The sequence below is a fragment of the Cyclobacterium roseum genome (assembly GCF_010119225.1).
GTDB classification, from domain to species: domain Bacteria; phylum Bacteroidota; class Bacteroidia; order Cytophagales; family Cyclobacteriaceae; genus Cyclobacterium; species Cyclobacterium roseum.
Map to the genome: position 1 here is coordinate 33,119 of NZ_WNKF01000002.1, position 15,578 is coordinate 48,696.

Genomic DNA, 15,578 nt, shown 5'->3' on the forward strand with positions numbered 1-15,578 from the left:
CTACTAAATTATTGAGTCAATATTCCATTTCCTTGATAATGGGCGTACGCTACTAGAAAAAAAAAATTTGGCTAATTTGCCTTTTTCAAGACATTATTTCGGTACTCAAGGGGAGTCATCCCCATGACACTTTTGAAATGCTTATGAAAATTGGATAAATTATTGTACCCGGAACTGTAACAACATTCTGAGGTATTGAAATCATCCTGATAAAGCATGCGGCAGGCATTGGCGATCCTTACTTCAATCAAAAACCTGGAAAAAGTCTTTTGACTTTTGTATTTAAAATACCTGCAAAAAGCAGTGGGAGACATGTTGACCATTTCCGCCACTTGCTTGAGACTGATTTTCTCACTGAAATTATTTCGAACATAATCAAACACCCGGTTAATTTTAGGCAGGTTTTCCTGAACGGAATGAATAGGTATCCCCAGCGAGGAAATGAAATTCAAATTATTATCCTTCGAAATCGATTCCAGAATATCCAGCAAACCCAAAAACCTTTCAAAGGAATTTTTTCCTGGCAACAGGTTTAATTTCTCACTGATTTGTGCCTGCATAACCGTAGAAATCTTAACCCCATACACGGAAAAATCAATCAACCGCTGTATCGCATAGGCTTCCGGTATATCGCACAAGGCATTTTTGAGTACATCCTGATTAAAAAATACCGAAATGGCCCTCGCTTTATGATGCATGTCACCCGCAAAGGAAAAATCTTTGTTACGGAAAACATGAGGTAAATTTTTACCAAATAGGTAAATTTCTCCCTTTTTGAAAGGAATGACACTTTCTGCAACAAACAACGATCCCTCCCCCTCCAAAATCAGCGTAATCTGAAATTCTTCATGGTAGTGTATGGGCTCAAAGAAATTATCCAAATCCCAACATTCCACCCGTATGGTTTCTTCTTTTAATCGAGGTACTTTAAAATGTAGCGGCTGCATGATTAGAATACGATTGGTTACCGAGTGCATTAATTTAGACTAGTTGCAGATAAAAAGCAAAAAAGCATACAAATAAAGACGAAATTGCTAAGATAGTATACACAAAAGCTAATATTTGAAAATAGTACCCGCTTAAAATCCACTACATTTAACTAATAACCAATACTAATTAGACGATGAATTTTCCAAGTATATTTAATGATGTAGTAGGCCCTGTCATGAGAGGCCCTTCCAGTTCCCATTGTGCCGCTTCCCTGCGGATCGGCAGGATAGGCCATGACCTGATGAAAGGGAGTATTTCTTCAATCGAAATCGATTTTGATCCGGAGGGTTCCCTGGCAACCACGCACAAAGAACAGGGATCGGATATGGGATTATTCGGTGGATTTTTGGGCTGGGAAGCCTTCGATGAACGCCTGGTCCGGGCCGAGCAACACCTGGGAGCGGCGGGCATTCAGGTGAAGATCAACATCCGGGACATTCAAGCCGATCATCCAAACACCTATAAAATCACCTTGACCAACCCCTGGGAGACCCACCAACTCACAGCCATTTCCACCGGGGGAGGAATGATCGAAGTGATCGAAATAGACCAGGCTCCTGTATCTTTTGCAGGGGACTGCTTTTTGACATTGGTGTACACTACCCATCCGGAACAGGTCATGGACTACCTGCAACATGAATTGAGCTACGATAGCCTGGAATTGCGTTCCGGAAACCAGCCCTATATCGAAATCAAAGCCCAACAATTTCCGGATGCGGCACTTATTCAAGAGTTGGAACAGATGGAGGCGGTATCCGGGATAAAACAGATCCGGCCTGTATTACCCGTATTGACTGCCAAAAACCAGAAAGTGCCTTTTATAACCTGCGACGAAATGCTGGCCTATAATGAGGACAAAGGGCTATCACTATGGGAACTGGCTGTTCGGTATGAAAGCATCCGGGGAAACATTTCGGAGGCGGAGGTATTGGCCAAAATGGATACCATTCGAAAAATACTTAAAGACGCTATCAGCACAGGCATCAAAGGAACCAACTACGAGGACCGAATCCTGGGGCCCCAATCTGTAAAATTTAAATCCCTGATGGAAAGTAAAAAATTAGTAGATGGGGACGTGCTCAACCGCATCATTATGTATGTTTCTGCAATCATGGAGGTAAAAAGCTCTATGGGAGTGATCGTGGCTGCTCCTACGGCCGGATCCTGCGGCGCAATGCCCGGTGCCGTTTTGGGTGTTTCGGATGCCTTGGGTTTGTCGGAGGAGGAAACGGTAAAAGCCTTGTTGATTGCTGGCCTGATCGGCGTGTTTATTGCGGCACATTCTACTTTTGCCGCCGAAGTTGGTGGTTGTCAAGCCGAATGTGGTTCCGGTTCATCCATGGGGGCGGCAGCATTGGTATACCTGGCGGGGGGCACGCTTACCCAAAGCATTTCTGCGGCCTCCATGGCACTTCAAAGTTCGCTGGGCATGATCTGTGATCCCATAGGAAATCGGGTTGAAGCTCCCTGTCTTAATAAAAACGTCATGGCTGCCTCCAATGCCCTTTCTTGTGCAAACATGGCACTTGCAGATTACGATCACCTGATCCCATTGGACGAAGTAATCGAAACCATGTATGAAGTAGGTAAAAGCATCCCAAATACCCTTAGATGTACCAATCTGGGTGGACTGTCCATAACCAAAACCGCAAAAGAAATCGAACGCAAATTGGGAAAAGGGCAATTTTATAAAAGTTGTTAATCGGGTCTCAATTTCCAAGTTACCGATTATGAAGGGTGGGCTAGCAGGTAGCTAGGTAGGATGACTGACCTGGTATATTTGTCTACTTCCCTTCCGTAGCTACAATTCCTTCTTTTTCTTCAGATTTTGGCTTGTTATTTGTGCTTATTAGGGTATGAAACAGTTACTAAATTTTCTAAAACCCCACCTATTGACCTCCTTCATTTTATTCCTTTCCGGATTTCAGGCTTATGCTCAGGTTCAACCCGGAATTCCCAAACCACGGGGTCCAGTAGATTTGAGCGACACCAGTAACTTGGTGATCTTTATCATTCTTCCGATTCTAGTCATTATTGGCTATTTTTTCTGGAGAAAAGCCATGAAGAAAAGGAAAGAGGAAGAAGATAAGCAGCAGTAGCGAGAGGATCAGTGGTTCCTCAACCTTTCTATTAACTCCTTTTTGCGAAGTTTACTAATACCAGACAGGCCTATTTCGCGGGCTTTGTCGTACAATTCGTCCCGCGTCCATTCTTCGTAAGCCGGAGCTTTTCCTCCTTTTCTACCTGCTACCTGATCGGGGGTGTTGGCAATACGGGCGGATTTTTCCTTACTATACCCTTGATCCCGTAACGCTTCATACTGATCTTCATTTTTTATTTGGGGGATTTTTTTGTCAGGCATGGCTGTTTTGGTTTAGGCATTATCTCTTCGGAACCGATCGCTTTCACTGCTCCATTCTTTGTCAGCTTCCTTGGCGCGCATCAGATCATCCTTTGCTTTTTCTTCTTTCGATTTTTTCTTTTTCTTCGAATCGGCAGATTTGGGTCCCTTTCCATCACGGGCTTCTTCCTGCGCCTCGTCAAAGCTGTTGTCTTTAAAATTTTCAGGCTGTTTATCTTGATTTTTTTCGGTGCTCATGGTTTGATTATTTTGGTTTCTTTGATGCTAATCAGAACCAAAATCATTCCAAAAAGGCTGAAATTGTTTTATTCACAGCAAAATTTTACCTGAAGTCCCATTTTATTTGTTTATCCTTCCGCAAGGAAATATATTCACGTACTAATAGTTCAGAAAAATTTTATAGAAATATGAGCAATAATTCAAAAAAATCCAGAAGAAGCTTTGTGAAGGGAAGCCTTCTGGCCTTGGGGGGCATCAGCCTTGTACCCCGACACGTGCTAGGAAAAGGTTACCTTGCACCAAGTGATCACCTTACCAAGGGGGTTATTGGTGTTGGCGGCATGGGAAGAGGTCACTTTAAATATGCCGGAACCAAGACCGTAGCTATTTGCGATGTGGACACGCGCCATATCGGTATTGCCCAGGAAACCTTGGGTCAGGGAGTCAAGACCTTTTCCGATTACCGGGAATTGATTCAGCTTCCCGAAGTAGACATCGTCCACATTGCTACACCGCCTCATTGGCATGGAATTATGGCTGTGGATGCGGCCCGTGAGGGAAAGGATATCTGGTGTGAAAAACCGATGACCCGGACCATAGGCGAAGGGAAAAAAGTAGTGGAAGCAGTCAAACAACACGGCAATATCTTCCGACTGAATACCTGGTTTCGCTTCGATGCCAATTTTTACGGAATGAATACGGAAGTGAAGAACATCAAAAAACTGGTTGATTCCGGCATGTTGGGTTGGCCGCTAAAGGTCACCGTTGGAAAACTGACTGGATTTGATTGGAAGTTCTACTGGGTAGGCCGAACCGGTCTGGACACCATGTCCGTTCCTCGGGAATTGGACTACGAGCGCTGGCTGGGTCCTGCTCCTTATAAGCCCTACCACGAACACCGTACCCACGGCACCTTCAGGGGTTACTGGGATTATGACGGAGGTGGATTGGGCGATATGGGACAACATTACATGGATCCCATCCAGTATTTTCTGGGAAAAGACCAAACCAACCCGGTGAAGGTAGAAATTGATGCGCCGCAGCAACACCCGGATGCGGTAGGTACCTGGCGAAAAATCACCTATACCTACGACGATGGTTGTCAGATAATTTTAGATGGGGAAGGTACCACAGAAGCTCCTTATATCGAAGGGCCGGAGGGGAAGCTTTATCGGGGATTCAAGTCAGACATTCCCAATATGGAGCGCAAATTAGCCCAGTTTCCGGATCCTGCACCCCAGGTCACTGACTTTGTAGAGGCAGTAAAAACCCGGCAGAAATTTGCCCTAAATGAACAAAACGGACATCGCTCCTGCACGCTGGTCAACATGGGTCTGGTAGCCCTTCGACTGGGCAGAGACCTGGAATTTGACCCGGTAAAACAAGTGTTTATCAACGATGAAGGAGCCAATAGGCTTATTGATCAACCCATGCGGGCACCCTACACCATATAGATCCAACTAATTTTAAAGGAATTATTAGAATGATGCAAAGATATTCATTACTTAAAGTAGCATTGGTGCTGTGCCTGGCCATTGGACAGGTATTTTTCAGCCAGGCACAAAACCAACTCGATGATGGACGGACAACCGCCACCAAGATAGCCGACCTGCTCAACCGCTTTCCGGCGGCCGACGCTCAAGCCCTGCAAAATGCCATGCGCCAAATGGAAGACCTGGGCCAAGATGGCATAACCCAACTGGCGTTAATGTTAAAACCAGGAACATCAAATGAACAACTGGAATACGCCTTGGCGGGTTTTGCCTTTTATGCCAGTCACCCGTCTCGCGAAAACCTGGCACGCATGGCCGTTCAAGCCTACGGAAAAGCACTTGATCAGCTGGAAGACCCCGAAGCAAAAAATTTCCTATTGACCCAGTTTAAGTGGATTGGAAAGGAAGATGCCGTGCCCTATGTGGAAGCTTTTTTGCAGGATGACCGGCTTTCAGGAACCGCCGCTCGCGTAATGGCCAACATCGGCTCGGAATCGGCCGAAAGAGCCCTGATTCTGGCCTTGGGTGCTTCTGATCAGGATGACAAAAAAGCCAGTTACATCGAGGCTCTGGGCAGTTTCGACAGCTCCGAAGCGGTGGAAGAACTTACGAACTATGCCGCTTCAGTCAATCCGGAATTGAAAAAAGTGGCCCTCTTTGCCCTGTCAAGCCAGGCAGATCCGGGAAGTGCCAAAACCCTTTATGCCGCAGCAGAAATGGCTGATTTCACCTATGATCCCAGCAACGCCTCCGGATTATACATACGATACATCGCCAACCTGGAGGAAAAAGGAGAAGCCAAAAAAGCCTATAAACTAGCTAAAAAAGTTTATAAAAAAACGGAAACTACCAATCAGTACCACACCAAAGCTGCTGCCCTGGGGCTAATGGTCCAAATGCAACCTGAAAAAAGCCAAAAGCTATTAATGAAAGCAGCGTTGGATGATCATCCCCGATTTAGAGGATCAGCGTTGAAAGGGCTATCAGACGAGGCACTTATTGCTAACCTGGATGACTGGAAATCAAATCTGGATAAGGGATCGGCAGCAGCAAAAGCAGCCATTATCCGAAGGATGGGAAATGTAAAAAATCCAGCCGTGGCGCAGGCCATTTTGCCCTACCTTGAGAGCACTGATCTGGAGGTACGGATGGCAAGCATCGCTTCCGTCGTGACCGCCGGCGATAACCTCGCCCTGGATGCGCTGTTGGACAGATTGGAAACTACCAGCAATGAAAGCGAAACAGAAGCACTGGTAACGGCCCTAAAAACCATGAAAGGATCGCAGGTACCGGCAGCTATCGCCGGAAAAATACCAGGAGCAGCTCCAGATAAAAAAACAGTGCTGATAAACCTGCTGGCCTCACGGGCAGCCGAGGATCAGATCGAGACGGTTTTTGACGCTGCTACCGACAATGAACCTGCGGTCAAAGAAGCGGCTTTAACAGCGCTTTCGGAAATGGCCACTCCCCGGAACCTGGACCGGCTGGTAGCCTTGTTACGAGAGGAACAATCTCCTGACAACCTGAACAAAATACAGGAAGCCATTATTGTGGCCAACGCCCAAAAAGACGATCAGTCGGCCGAAACCCGATGGGCCATGGATTTATTGCCGCAGCTTCCGGATTCCAAGCAAGCCTACCTTTATAAAGTGTTGGCCAAGACAGGTGGAGAGGTAGCGTTGGAAAAGCTCAAGGATCTTTACGAAAGTGGAAACGCTGGACGGCAACAGGCCGTGGTTACCGCCCTGAACCAGGCTGAAGATCCATTGGCAACAGGAGCCTTGTTGGACATCGCCAGGCAAGCAAGCAGCGATGCCCTGAGAGAGAATGCCCTGATGGGTTTTATCCGCCTGGTGCCTACCATGGAAGAAACCGATAACCAAAAAGTACTGATGCTGCGCAATGCCCTGGAACTGGCTGAATCCGATGAAACAGTATTGGCTGCTCTCGGCCAACTGGGAAACTACCCTACTTTTCAAGCGCTGTTGGTAGCGGGCGAATACCAGGAAGCAGCCGCTTATCAGCAAGCTGCTGCCAGGGCCGTTATGAACATCGTTCTAAATAACGAAGCCATTTATGGAGAAAAGGTGCGAAATATGGTAGAAAAAACCATCAATGTCATCAGCGGGCAGGACAGCCAATATTACAAAACCTCCCTACGGAAATACCTGGATGAAATGCCGGAAGGAAAAGGATACTATTCCTTATTCAACGGGGAAAACCTGGACGGTTGGAAAGGGGTATTCAGCAACCCCATCGAACGATCAGAAATGAACGAGCGAACCCTTTCAAGAGAGCAGGCCAAAGCGGATGAAATCATGGAAACGGGCTGGAAAGCCGAAGACGGCCTGCTGATATTCACCGGAGAGGGGCAAAACATTGCCACCACAAAAGACTTTGGCGACTTCGAACTGTTTGTTGACTGGAAAATCACCGCTGATGGAGATGCCGGTCTTTACCTGCGCGGCACCCCGCAGGTACAAATCTGGGATACCGCCCGAACCGATGTGGGGGCAGAAGTTGGTTCTGGTGGCTTGTACAACAACCAAACGTACCCAAGCAAACCGCTTAAAGTAGCGGATAACCCGGTGGGAGAATGGAACACCTTCCACATCCGCATGCAGGGAGAAAAGGTGACGGTCTACCTCAACGGGGAATTGGTCGTGGACGAGGTGCCCTTAGAAAATTATTGGGACCGGGAGCAATCCATCTTTCCGGAAGGACAAATTGAATTGCAGGCACACGGTACCTATGTAGCCTACCGGGACATCTATATTCGGGAATTGACCGGTGCTCCTAAGTTTGAGTTGAGCAAGGAAGAAATAGACGCTGGATTTGAGGTGTTATTTGATGGTACCGACCTGGACAAATGGACCGGAAACAAAACAGACTACGTTGTGGACAACGGGGTATTGGCCATATACCCGGACAGAGGTGGGCAGGGCAATCTGATGACAGAAAAGGAATACAGCGATTTTGCCTTCCGATTTGAATTCAAACTTACACCGGGAGCCAATAACGGTCTCGGAATTCGCGCCCCACTGGAAGGGGATGCGGCCTATGCAGGGATGGAATTGCAGATTTTGGACGACACGGCTGAAATTTACAGCGAATTAAAAGAGTACCAGTACCACGGTTCCTTGTATGGTGTTGCTGCTGCCACCAAGGGTCATCAAAACCCCGTGGGCGAATGGAACTATCAGGAAGTGATTGTAAAGGGAGACCGGATTCAGGTAATCCTGAACGGTACCGAAATATTGGATGTAAACATTGCCGAAGCAAAAGAAAATGGTACGCTTGACGGACGGGAGCATCCAGGACTTTTCCGGGAAAAAGGACACATCGGTTTCCTCGGACACGGAGACGTGGTGTTTTTCAAAAACATCCGTGTGAAAGAACTATAAAATACGCCCTTCAAAACGAAAACAAGGTTGCCTCTATGGGGCAACCTTTTTTGTTTCTACAGCCTACTTATCTGGACTTATTGCCTCCCATTTGTAACCGCTTCGGTTTATGGATAATTTACCTTTCCAATTTCTGGTCGGGATGGATTAAAAAACAAGAATCCCCAAGCACCCGGAGTTCGACCTTATAACTGAAAAAAACTTCATTATCCTCACTGGGAACCTTTACATCCAGCTTCCTGGGCGGGAAAAGTTTTGGCAGTCCCTCAACATTTCAGATTACCCTGGCTTCCGCTGCCCGAATCTAGCCAAGCGATGAGGTTTTTTTACCTCTTTTACACCCCGAACTCAGGTTATGGGTTTTTCTTCTTTCACCGAAAATGCCAAAGAATGCTGATTATATCGCCAAATTAAAGTTTCATCGACGTTTTTAAGCCGAAAATCGAATTCAGAAAAAAACACCCGTCTTAACTTCCCGGCAAAACCAAATAAAAGTTCAATAGAAGAATAATTTGGCTTAGTTTTTGCCTATTTTATTAAGCTATTTGATGCTTATTCGATTTTTTTTATCCGGGTAGGCTTTTACAAACCTCTAAAAAATCACTATTCTAATCATGCATATGAAAAAATATTTATGGATCGTTGTCTTAGTTCTCCTATCGGTTTCGGTGCAGGCGCAGCATCAATCGATTGTATTTTCGACGGAAAAAAATCAACTGAACGGTGGCTTACCCCTGCCCTCTGAAGCTCCTTTTTATGTAGAGGGGAATTTACCAACCGGTATCAAACGAGTGGAGCTCAAGATCTTCAAGAGTAAAAAGAATGAAAACCAGGCAGACTTTTATTTCTGGAAGGCCCCTTATCAAAGTAGCCCCCAGAATTATGAAATTTTTGTTGCCTACCCCTTACGCAGCAGTGATAATTATACCCTGAAATTTTACTTTTACAGCGAGTCAGATGCCGGGGAAACCCTCTCCCTGAGGGAAGCCTTGCATGAAAATCTGGAAAGCTACGTTCAGGCCACCATTCTGGCCGGGAAGCGAGGCACACAATCCATGAGTCGGCCGAATACCATGATTGACCACCTGAATGAGATTGTACGACAGGGCTTAAAAAACTACCTGCATCCGCTAGATCAGGAATTTGAGGGATTTTCAGATGTTGTTAAGCAAAAAATAGATCAGATAGCTGGTGTTAAGCTTAATAAGGCACGATTTAATTTACTTTCTAAAAAAACGGATCCGAATATACAGGATCAGGCCCTCTTTACGAATCAGTTAAAACAAGAGTTAATTAACCTTCTTAAGTCAGAGACGAGTCAATACCTGCGTAATCAAATGTTGATGCTGGTAGATGTTCGGGTAATTGAAAATTACCCTACGGAAAACAAACCCTATTACCTCCCTTTGAGCATTGGGTATGCGGGAACCTATTTCAGCGGAGATTTTAATAACCTGGATTATGGGACCTCCGCCTTTGGAGGTATCTCTGTCCCTCTTGGGAACAAAAATTTCACCAAGATATTGGGCAATGCCTCCCTTTCAACCGGCGTGTTTTTCAGCAATATGAGGGATAGCAATCAGAAGGAGATCAGCGGTCCTATCATCGGAAGGCCCGTATATGTAGGGCTGGGTTACAGTTTATTCCGGGTATTGAGATTCAACGCCGGTGCCGTCCTCACCGCTACGGACGTAAATTCCAATATTGAGAACATCACATTATACCCCTTTGTTGGCTTCAGTGCTGAATTCAGCCTTTGGTTGGGATTACGAAAATAAAAACAGATGATGATCAGAAGCAGTATCTTGCTTTTCCTTACGTACTTTCTTCTACAAACAGAAGTTTTTCCCCAGCAATATCGTTGGCGTTTGGGTGTTGCTACGGGTTATACCAATTACTATGGTCAACTGAGTACCTATCGGTTGCAACAACTTGCGGATATACCGGAAGCATTCCGTACATCTTTCCCCTTAGTGCCGGAATCAAATTGGAATATGAGCCTGGAGAAACGTCTGAGGGCTGGACTGGGGCTTTCCATTCATGGCGGTAGGCAGGCTTTTGCGGGTAATGGTGTGCCGTTTTCAAACGGATCCCCCAAGCAATACCATTCCACTCATTACGAGTCTAGCCTTTGGAATATTGGTTCGGCATTGATCTTTCGGATGGACAACGGCAAGATACTTCCGGAAACATCCCTCCTGGCACCCTATGGGCTTATAGGAATGGGTTGGCGTACCTGGGAAAGCCAAACCCTCAAGCCTGTTGCAGGTAGTCCCTTGCAGGATTCTTCTGGAGGAGAAAAAGCATTAGTAACCGGGCAAGATCAGTCCGGGGAGCGAACGTACCTGGACATGGGCCTGGGACTGAGGCTAAGGGTAAGCCGACAATTTGAATTGTTTATCCAGTCCAATGCGCAAACGAATGGTGCGCAACTTTTCACAGCACCCGGAGCTTTTTTTTCCCCGGCCGGTATCCGAAATCAACCGGTTCAGCGGGGTCCTGAAAGGGAGTGGTTATTTCAGCATCAACTGGGCATAAAATTCAGCTTTGCACCTAACCGTGCTAGCTTTAAAGCCAGTATTATTAGTCCTTCCGCTACGACCTACCGGGAAGCGCCTCGCTCCGAAACCTCCCCTAGTAGTGGGATAAATCCATCCCTGCCCGACACCATTCAGAATACGGCTGCTCCGGAGTTGTTTATACCCGCTGATCCTTCCGGTGAAAACCCGGGTACGATGGATTCACTTGAATCACCGATAGCCGACTATTATTTTCAAGGTGCCGTGGCATCAGAAAAGAAAATTCCTGCATTAGATAGCGTCGAAAACCGTTATTTCCAGATAGAGTCCAGAGCCTATTATCCTGAATTCGATTATTCAAATGATGAAATGGAGCAACCCCTCACTCCTACTACCTTCTATCGGGCTTACCCTGACTACCCTGAACCGTATTCGAATTTCCAGGTTTATCCTGAAAGCTATGCTGATTTCAGAAAAAGAAACCAGCAGGAGCAACGAATCCGATCCCTTCCTTCCGAAAGGTATTCCAATACCAAACAAAACCAATCCTCCAGCAGGGTATTTGTACCCGTCATTGCTCCCTTGGTTCGGAGGCCAGCAGCAGAAGCTGCAGATCCAGACGTTACGGAGAGGGCTTCGGACCTACCATTGGTGTCTCCGGCTAGCCCCGATAGCCTGTCTATAAAAACCGGGCTTCGGCTAAATCCAGCGGTGCCCATTCGGTCGGAGCCATTTCCCCTACCGGGTAGCAAGTTGCCGGAAATCGTAATCCTGAACGAAACAAGAGACACCATCACCACGGAATTAAGCCTGCCTGCCCTTTATACGGACATTTATTTTGAAATAAATCAAAGTGAGCTATCCGAAGCTGCGTTGACAAAATTAGAGGAGGTAGCCCATACCCTACGGCGTTTTCCGGATGCCATGGTATCCCTAAAGGGCTATGCAGATCACACCGGAAGCATTACATTTAACCTTAATCTGGTCGAAAAACGCACCCTCTCGGTAGCAGGGGCCCTGGAGGAGGAATTTGGGATCGCTAATGATCGAATTCAGCGCCAACCCGGTGCACAATTGGTCAGAACCCGGGTTCCTTCTGCGCAACCTGAAGACAGAAAGGTAGAAGTTCAGATTTTATTTTTAAATTCAGGGGTTGACTAAATAAAAACAGGCTTTTACGATGGACAAACAAGAGAAAAAACACCTGGTGGTTTTAACCGGTGCGGGAGTCTCTGCGGAAAGTGGTATCCGTACGTTTCGGGATGATAATGGATTGTGGGAAGGTCATGATGTGATGGAGGTGGCTACTCCCCAGGGATGGCAAAAAAATCAGGAACTGGTGTTGGACTTTTACAACCAACGTCGAAAGGCCTGCAAAGATGCACAACCAAATCCTGCACATTTAAAGCTTGCGGAAATGGAAAAAATGTTCGACCTGACCATCATTACACAAAATGTAGACGACCTCCATGAGCGGGCCGGTTCCTCGCGGGTGATTCATTTACATGGCGAACTGTTCAAAGCGCAAAGCAGTTTGGATCCAAGTCTTGTATACCCGGTAGAGGGATTTGAAATTAACCCGGGTGATACCTGTGAAAAAGGCTCCCAATTACGGCCCTTTGTTGTCTGGTTTGGCGAACCCGTGCCCATGATGGAAGCGGCCATTTCAGCAGTAAAAGGTGCCGATGCTTTTGCTGTTATCGGCACCTCACTAATGGTTTACCCGGCCGCCGGCTTATTGGACGAGGCCGCTTCGGAAATACCAAAGTTCATCATCGATCCCAAAATGCCTTCCTATTACCCTGCGAAGCATTTAATACCCATTGAGGAAAAAGCGGGCAAGGGCGTATTACTCATGGAGGAGCATTTGAAAAAATGGTTTTTTCCAGACTAACTCTTTTTTACTATTTTTGCGGACAAAACAGCTACTATTGAAAACAGCTATTAAAATTTCGCCCAAAACGGAAACCGGTAAAATACTGGCCAAAAGCCTGCTGAAACTTATCCTTGCCGGTTTTTTTATCGGTATTTTTCATTCTTTCGATGCCTGGGTTGGCTTGGTCTTGGCTTTATACCTGGTATATACCCTGGTAAAAAAGTGGCGGCTTCATGCAGATGATAAATACGTATTCGCAACCGGTGCCCTAATAGGGGGAGTTTTGGGGGTTTGCTGTGAAGGATGGGGAATCTATTTTAATCATTGGGAATACCATGACCTGGGGCAACGGAGCTTTCCCTATTGGCTTCCTTTCGCCTGGGCATTGGCCTTTACGTTTGTCTACCAATTAGAAAAAGACCTCTTCCGCTCTCTAGGCCTACAAAGAGCCGGAGAAAAGATTATCCTTACCCTTTTAGTGGCCATGATTTTCCCCACGATTGGTGAAATAATCACCATCCAATTAGGGGTATGGACCTACGCCTGGCCTTATCAGGTTTTTGGTGTCCCTTTATTGGCCATATTTTTATTGGTCGTTTTCCATACCGGTGTCAATTACCTGATGGTTTTGACCTGCAGGCAGATGGGTTGGAAAAACGAGGTTTTTAATCCCTCAAACTGAATTAGCGCACCACCGTTTCCAATGTGGCCAGGTAAACCCATTTCTGATCTCGTGAGTTTAGGCCTTCTTCTACCGCTTCTTGCTGCTCCTCGGTGATTTCCATATCCTCGTATTCCATGGAATTAAAGAATTGCAAATAATCGGAATACACATTCATGGTCAGGTGGGTAGATTTCGCCTCGCTGCCCGTGGGAAGGGCTGTTCTTAGAAAGCACCAGTTTTCCATCAGGTCTGCTTGTATCTTTTTTTCATGGATGGGAAGGAATACTTCCTTTTCGGCTTTTTCGTAATCCTGAAATTTGCCTTCAACTGCTTTCATCAAATCAAAGGAAGCTAATATTCCCGGCTTGAATTCAAAATCATCCGAGGTCCGTGCCACCTCTACCATGTAACTTCTTACGGCAAGGTCGCGCATGTCCAGGGCATCGCCTATCCGTTTTCGAACGGCTTCTTCATCCATGTCCGGAAAGGCTTCAAGCGCATTGCTTACCCACATATCCACGTTGTTTCCATCCATCATTTTTACGGGATCTTCGTAGTAGGTAACGGTTACGTACTGGAAATTTTCTCCTTCCAGATCGGACCCGGACTGCAGCGACCATAAATCCCAGCCTTTGATATGACCATTATCTTTGGAAACCTGATGAACCTGGGCCAAAAAATCCTTGTATTCCAGGTAATCCAACACCCGGTCGGGTTCTACTTTGATAAATTCAAAGACCACATACTGCTGTTGTTGCGCCGAAAGGCTGATGCTTGCGAATAGGGCTACAATAGCCACAAATAGCTGCTTTTTCATAACTTGGTTAATTGGGTTCTCAGTCAATATACAAATATTAAAACAAAATAAACACCGATTATCCGTATTTTTTACCACAAATAAGAAATAAGAAATCCTGCATGAAAAAAGATTCACACAGGATTTTTCTATCAAACGTAAATTAGGGAGTCAAAAAAAGCGTTGGATCAAATCGCCTTCATTCAAGACTTGAGCAGTTGCTCAATTTTTGCCAGTTCTTCCTTGGAAAAATCCAGCACCTTCAGGCTATTCACATTGTCTGTGATCTGGGAAGCCTTGCTCACTCCTACTAATACGGAAGTAATGCGCCGGTCCTTTAGCAGCCAGGCAATGGCCATTTGCGCCAAACTCTGTCCCCTATTTTTCGCCAAATCATTCAGTTGCTCTACTTTAACCAACAGCTCGGGAGTTAGTTTTTCTGTTTGAAGGTACCGGCCGTCTTTAACAGCCCTCGAATCCTCCGGAAAACCGTCCAGGTATTTATTCGTCAAAACCCCTTGTTCCAGTGGAGAAAACGCAATAGCGCCTATTCCTTCTGATTCCAGCACATCGAGCAAACCGTCCTCTACCCATCGGTCCATCATGCTGTAACGCGGCTGATGAATCAAGCAGGGAGTGCCCATCTCCTTTAATAGTTTCGAAGCCTTTGCCGTATCTTCTGCACTGTATTGGGAAATTCCGACATACAAGGCTTTCCCCTGCTTTACGATCAAATCCAATGCGGCCATGGTCTCCTCCAGAGGGGTGTCCGGATCGGGTCGGTGATGATAGAAGATATCCACATAGTCCAATCCCATCCGCTTCAAGCTTTGGTCCAGGCTCGCCACCAGGTATTTCTTTGAGCCAAAATTACCGTAGGGTCCCGGCCACATGTCCCAGCCTGCCTTGGATGAAATAATCAGCTCATCCCGAAGGGATTTGAAGTCTTTTTGAAAGATTCTCCCAAAATTTTCTTCGGCCGCTCCATAAGGAGGACCGTAATTATTGGCCAGGTCAAAATGGGTGATTCCCATGTCAAAGGCAGTCCGCAGTATATTTCTGCCGTTTTTGAAATCATCGCTATGCCCGAAATTATGCCAAAGACCCAGCGAAATCAAGGGAAGGTCCAGACCACTCCTGCCACACCTTCTATACTTCATGGATTCGTACCGTTTCGAATCAGGTTGATAGGGCAATAGCGGATCTTGATCGTTAATTTTCATAGTTATTTTATTTGGTTATTTTCTAAAGGTAC

13 protein-coding genes are annotated in these 15,578 nt (G+C 46.1%); 8 read left to right on the plus strand and 5 right to left on the minus strand.

The window, feature by feature from the left end; all coding sequences use genetic code 11:
* Positions 1 to 71: 71 nt before the first annotated feature.
* Positions 72 to 947: an AraC family transcriptional regulator gene (locus tag GJQ68_RS02885; RefSeq protein WP_162415818.1), complete on the minus strand. Its 876-nt coding sequence runs from the start codon at positions 945 to 947 to the stop codon at positions 72 to 74.
* A gap of 176 nt (positions 948 to 1,123) precedes the next feature.
* On the opposite strand from GJQ68_RS02885, the gene GJQ68_RS02890 reads away from it, so the two are divergent.
* Both GJQ68_RS02890 and GJQ68_RS02895 read left to right on the plus strand, forming a co-directional pair.
* Positions 1,124 to 2,692 (plus strand): L-serine ammonia-lyase, iron-sulfur-dependent, subunit alpha, encoded by a 1,569-nt coding sequence (locus tag GJQ68_RS02890; protein WP_162415819.1) that lies wholly within the window; start codon positions 1,124 to 1,126, stop codon positions 2,690 to 2,692.
* 154 nt (positions 2,693 to 2,846) lie between these two features.
* Entirely contained in the window at positions 2,847 to 3,089 is a 243-nt protein-coding gene (locus tag GJQ68_RS02895; RefSeq protein ID WP_162415820.1) for a hypothetical protein, read from the plus strand.
* Between the two features lie 8 nt (positions 3,090 to 3,097).
* Here the strand turns inward: GJQ68_RS02895 and GJQ68_RS02900 are convergent, their stop codons facing one another.
* Both GJQ68_RS02900 and GJQ68_RS02905 read right to left on the minus strand, forming a co-directional pair.
* Complete coding sequence (locus GJQ68_RS02900; protein ID WP_162415821.1) at positions 3,098 to 3,352, minus strand: DUF7218 family protein; 255 nt, start codon at positions 3,350 to 3,352, stop codon at positions 3,098 to 3,100.
* A 12-nt stretch (positions 3,353 to 3,364) separates the two neighbouring features.
* Positions 3,365 to 3,589, minus strand: a complete 225-nt coding sequence (locus tag GJQ68_RS02905; protein WP_162415822.1) for a hypothetical protein — start codon at positions 3,587 to 3,589, stop codon at positions 3,365 to 3,367.
* A gap of 170 nt (positions 3,590 to 3,759) precedes the next feature.
* Here GJQ68_RS02905 and GJQ68_RS02910 point away from each other — a divergent pair, with 170 nt between their 5' ends.
* The 6 genes from GJQ68_RS02910 to GJQ68_RS02935 all read left to right on the plus strand — a co-directional run bounded on the left by GJQ68_RS02910 (position 3,760) and on the right by GJQ68_RS02935 (position 13,545).
* Positions 3,760 to 5,025: a Gfo/Idh/MocA family oxidoreductase gene (locus tag GJQ68_RS02910; RefSeq protein WP_162415823.1), complete on the plus strand. Its 1,266-nt coding sequence runs from the start codon at positions 3,760 to 3,762 to the stop codon at positions 5,023 to 5,025.
* A 29-nt stretch (positions 5,026 to 5,054) separates the two neighbouring features.
* A complete protein-coding gene (locus GJQ68_RS02915) occupies positions 5,055 to 8,468 on the plus strand; it encodes a DUF1080 domain-containing protein (protein ID WP_235941018.1) in 3,414 nt (1,137 codons plus the stop codon).
* 620 nt (positions 8,469 to 9,088) lie between these two features.
* Positions 9,089 to 10,246, plus strand: coding sequence for a hypothetical protein (locus tag GJQ68_RS02920; RefSeq protein ID WP_162415824.1), 1,158 nt, complete (start codon positions 9,089 to 9,091; stop codon positions 10,244 to 10,246).
* A gap of 6 nt (positions 10,247 to 10,252) precedes the next feature.
* The gene (locus GJQ68_RS02925; RefSeq protein WP_162415825.1) at positions 10,253 to 12,148 is read left to right on the plus strand and encodes an OmpA family protein; all 1,896 of its coding nucleotides are present in this window, start codon (positions 10,253 to 10,255) and stop codon (positions 12,146 to 12,148) included.
* Between the two features lie 19 nt (positions 12,149 to 12,167).
* Complete coding sequence (locus GJQ68_RS02930; RefSeq protein ID WP_162415826.1) at positions 12,168 to 12,881, plus strand: SIR2 family NAD-dependent protein deacylase; 714 nt, start codon at positions 12,168 to 12,170, stop codon at positions 12,879 to 12,881.
* Between the two features lie 37 nt (positions 12,882 to 12,918).
* Positions 12,919 to 13,545, plus strand: a complete 627-nt coding sequence (locus GJQ68_RS02935) for a hypothetical protein (protein ID WP_162415827.1) — start codon at positions 12,919 to 12,921, stop codon at positions 13,543 to 13,545.
* Between the two features lies 1 nt (position 13,546).
* Here the strand turns inward: GJQ68_RS02935 and GJQ68_RS02940 are convergent, their stop codons facing one another.
* Both GJQ68_RS02940 and mgrA read right to left on the minus strand, forming a co-directional pair.
* Entirely contained in the window at positions 13,547 to 14,344 is a 798-nt protein-coding gene (locus tag GJQ68_RS02940; RefSeq protein WP_162415828.1) for a hypothetical protein, read from the minus strand.
* Positions 14,345 to 14,526: 182 nt separating this feature from the next.
* Positions 14,527 to 15,546 carry an L-glyceraldehyde 3-phosphate reductase gene (gene mgrA, locus GJQ68_RS02945; RefSeq protein WP_162415829.1) on the minus strand — a complete coding sequence of 340 codons (1,020 nt, stop codon included), beginning with the start codon at positions 15,544 to 15,546 and terminating at the stop codon, positions 14,527 to 14,529.
* Between the last annotated feature and the right edge of the window lie 32 nt (positions 15,547 to 15,578).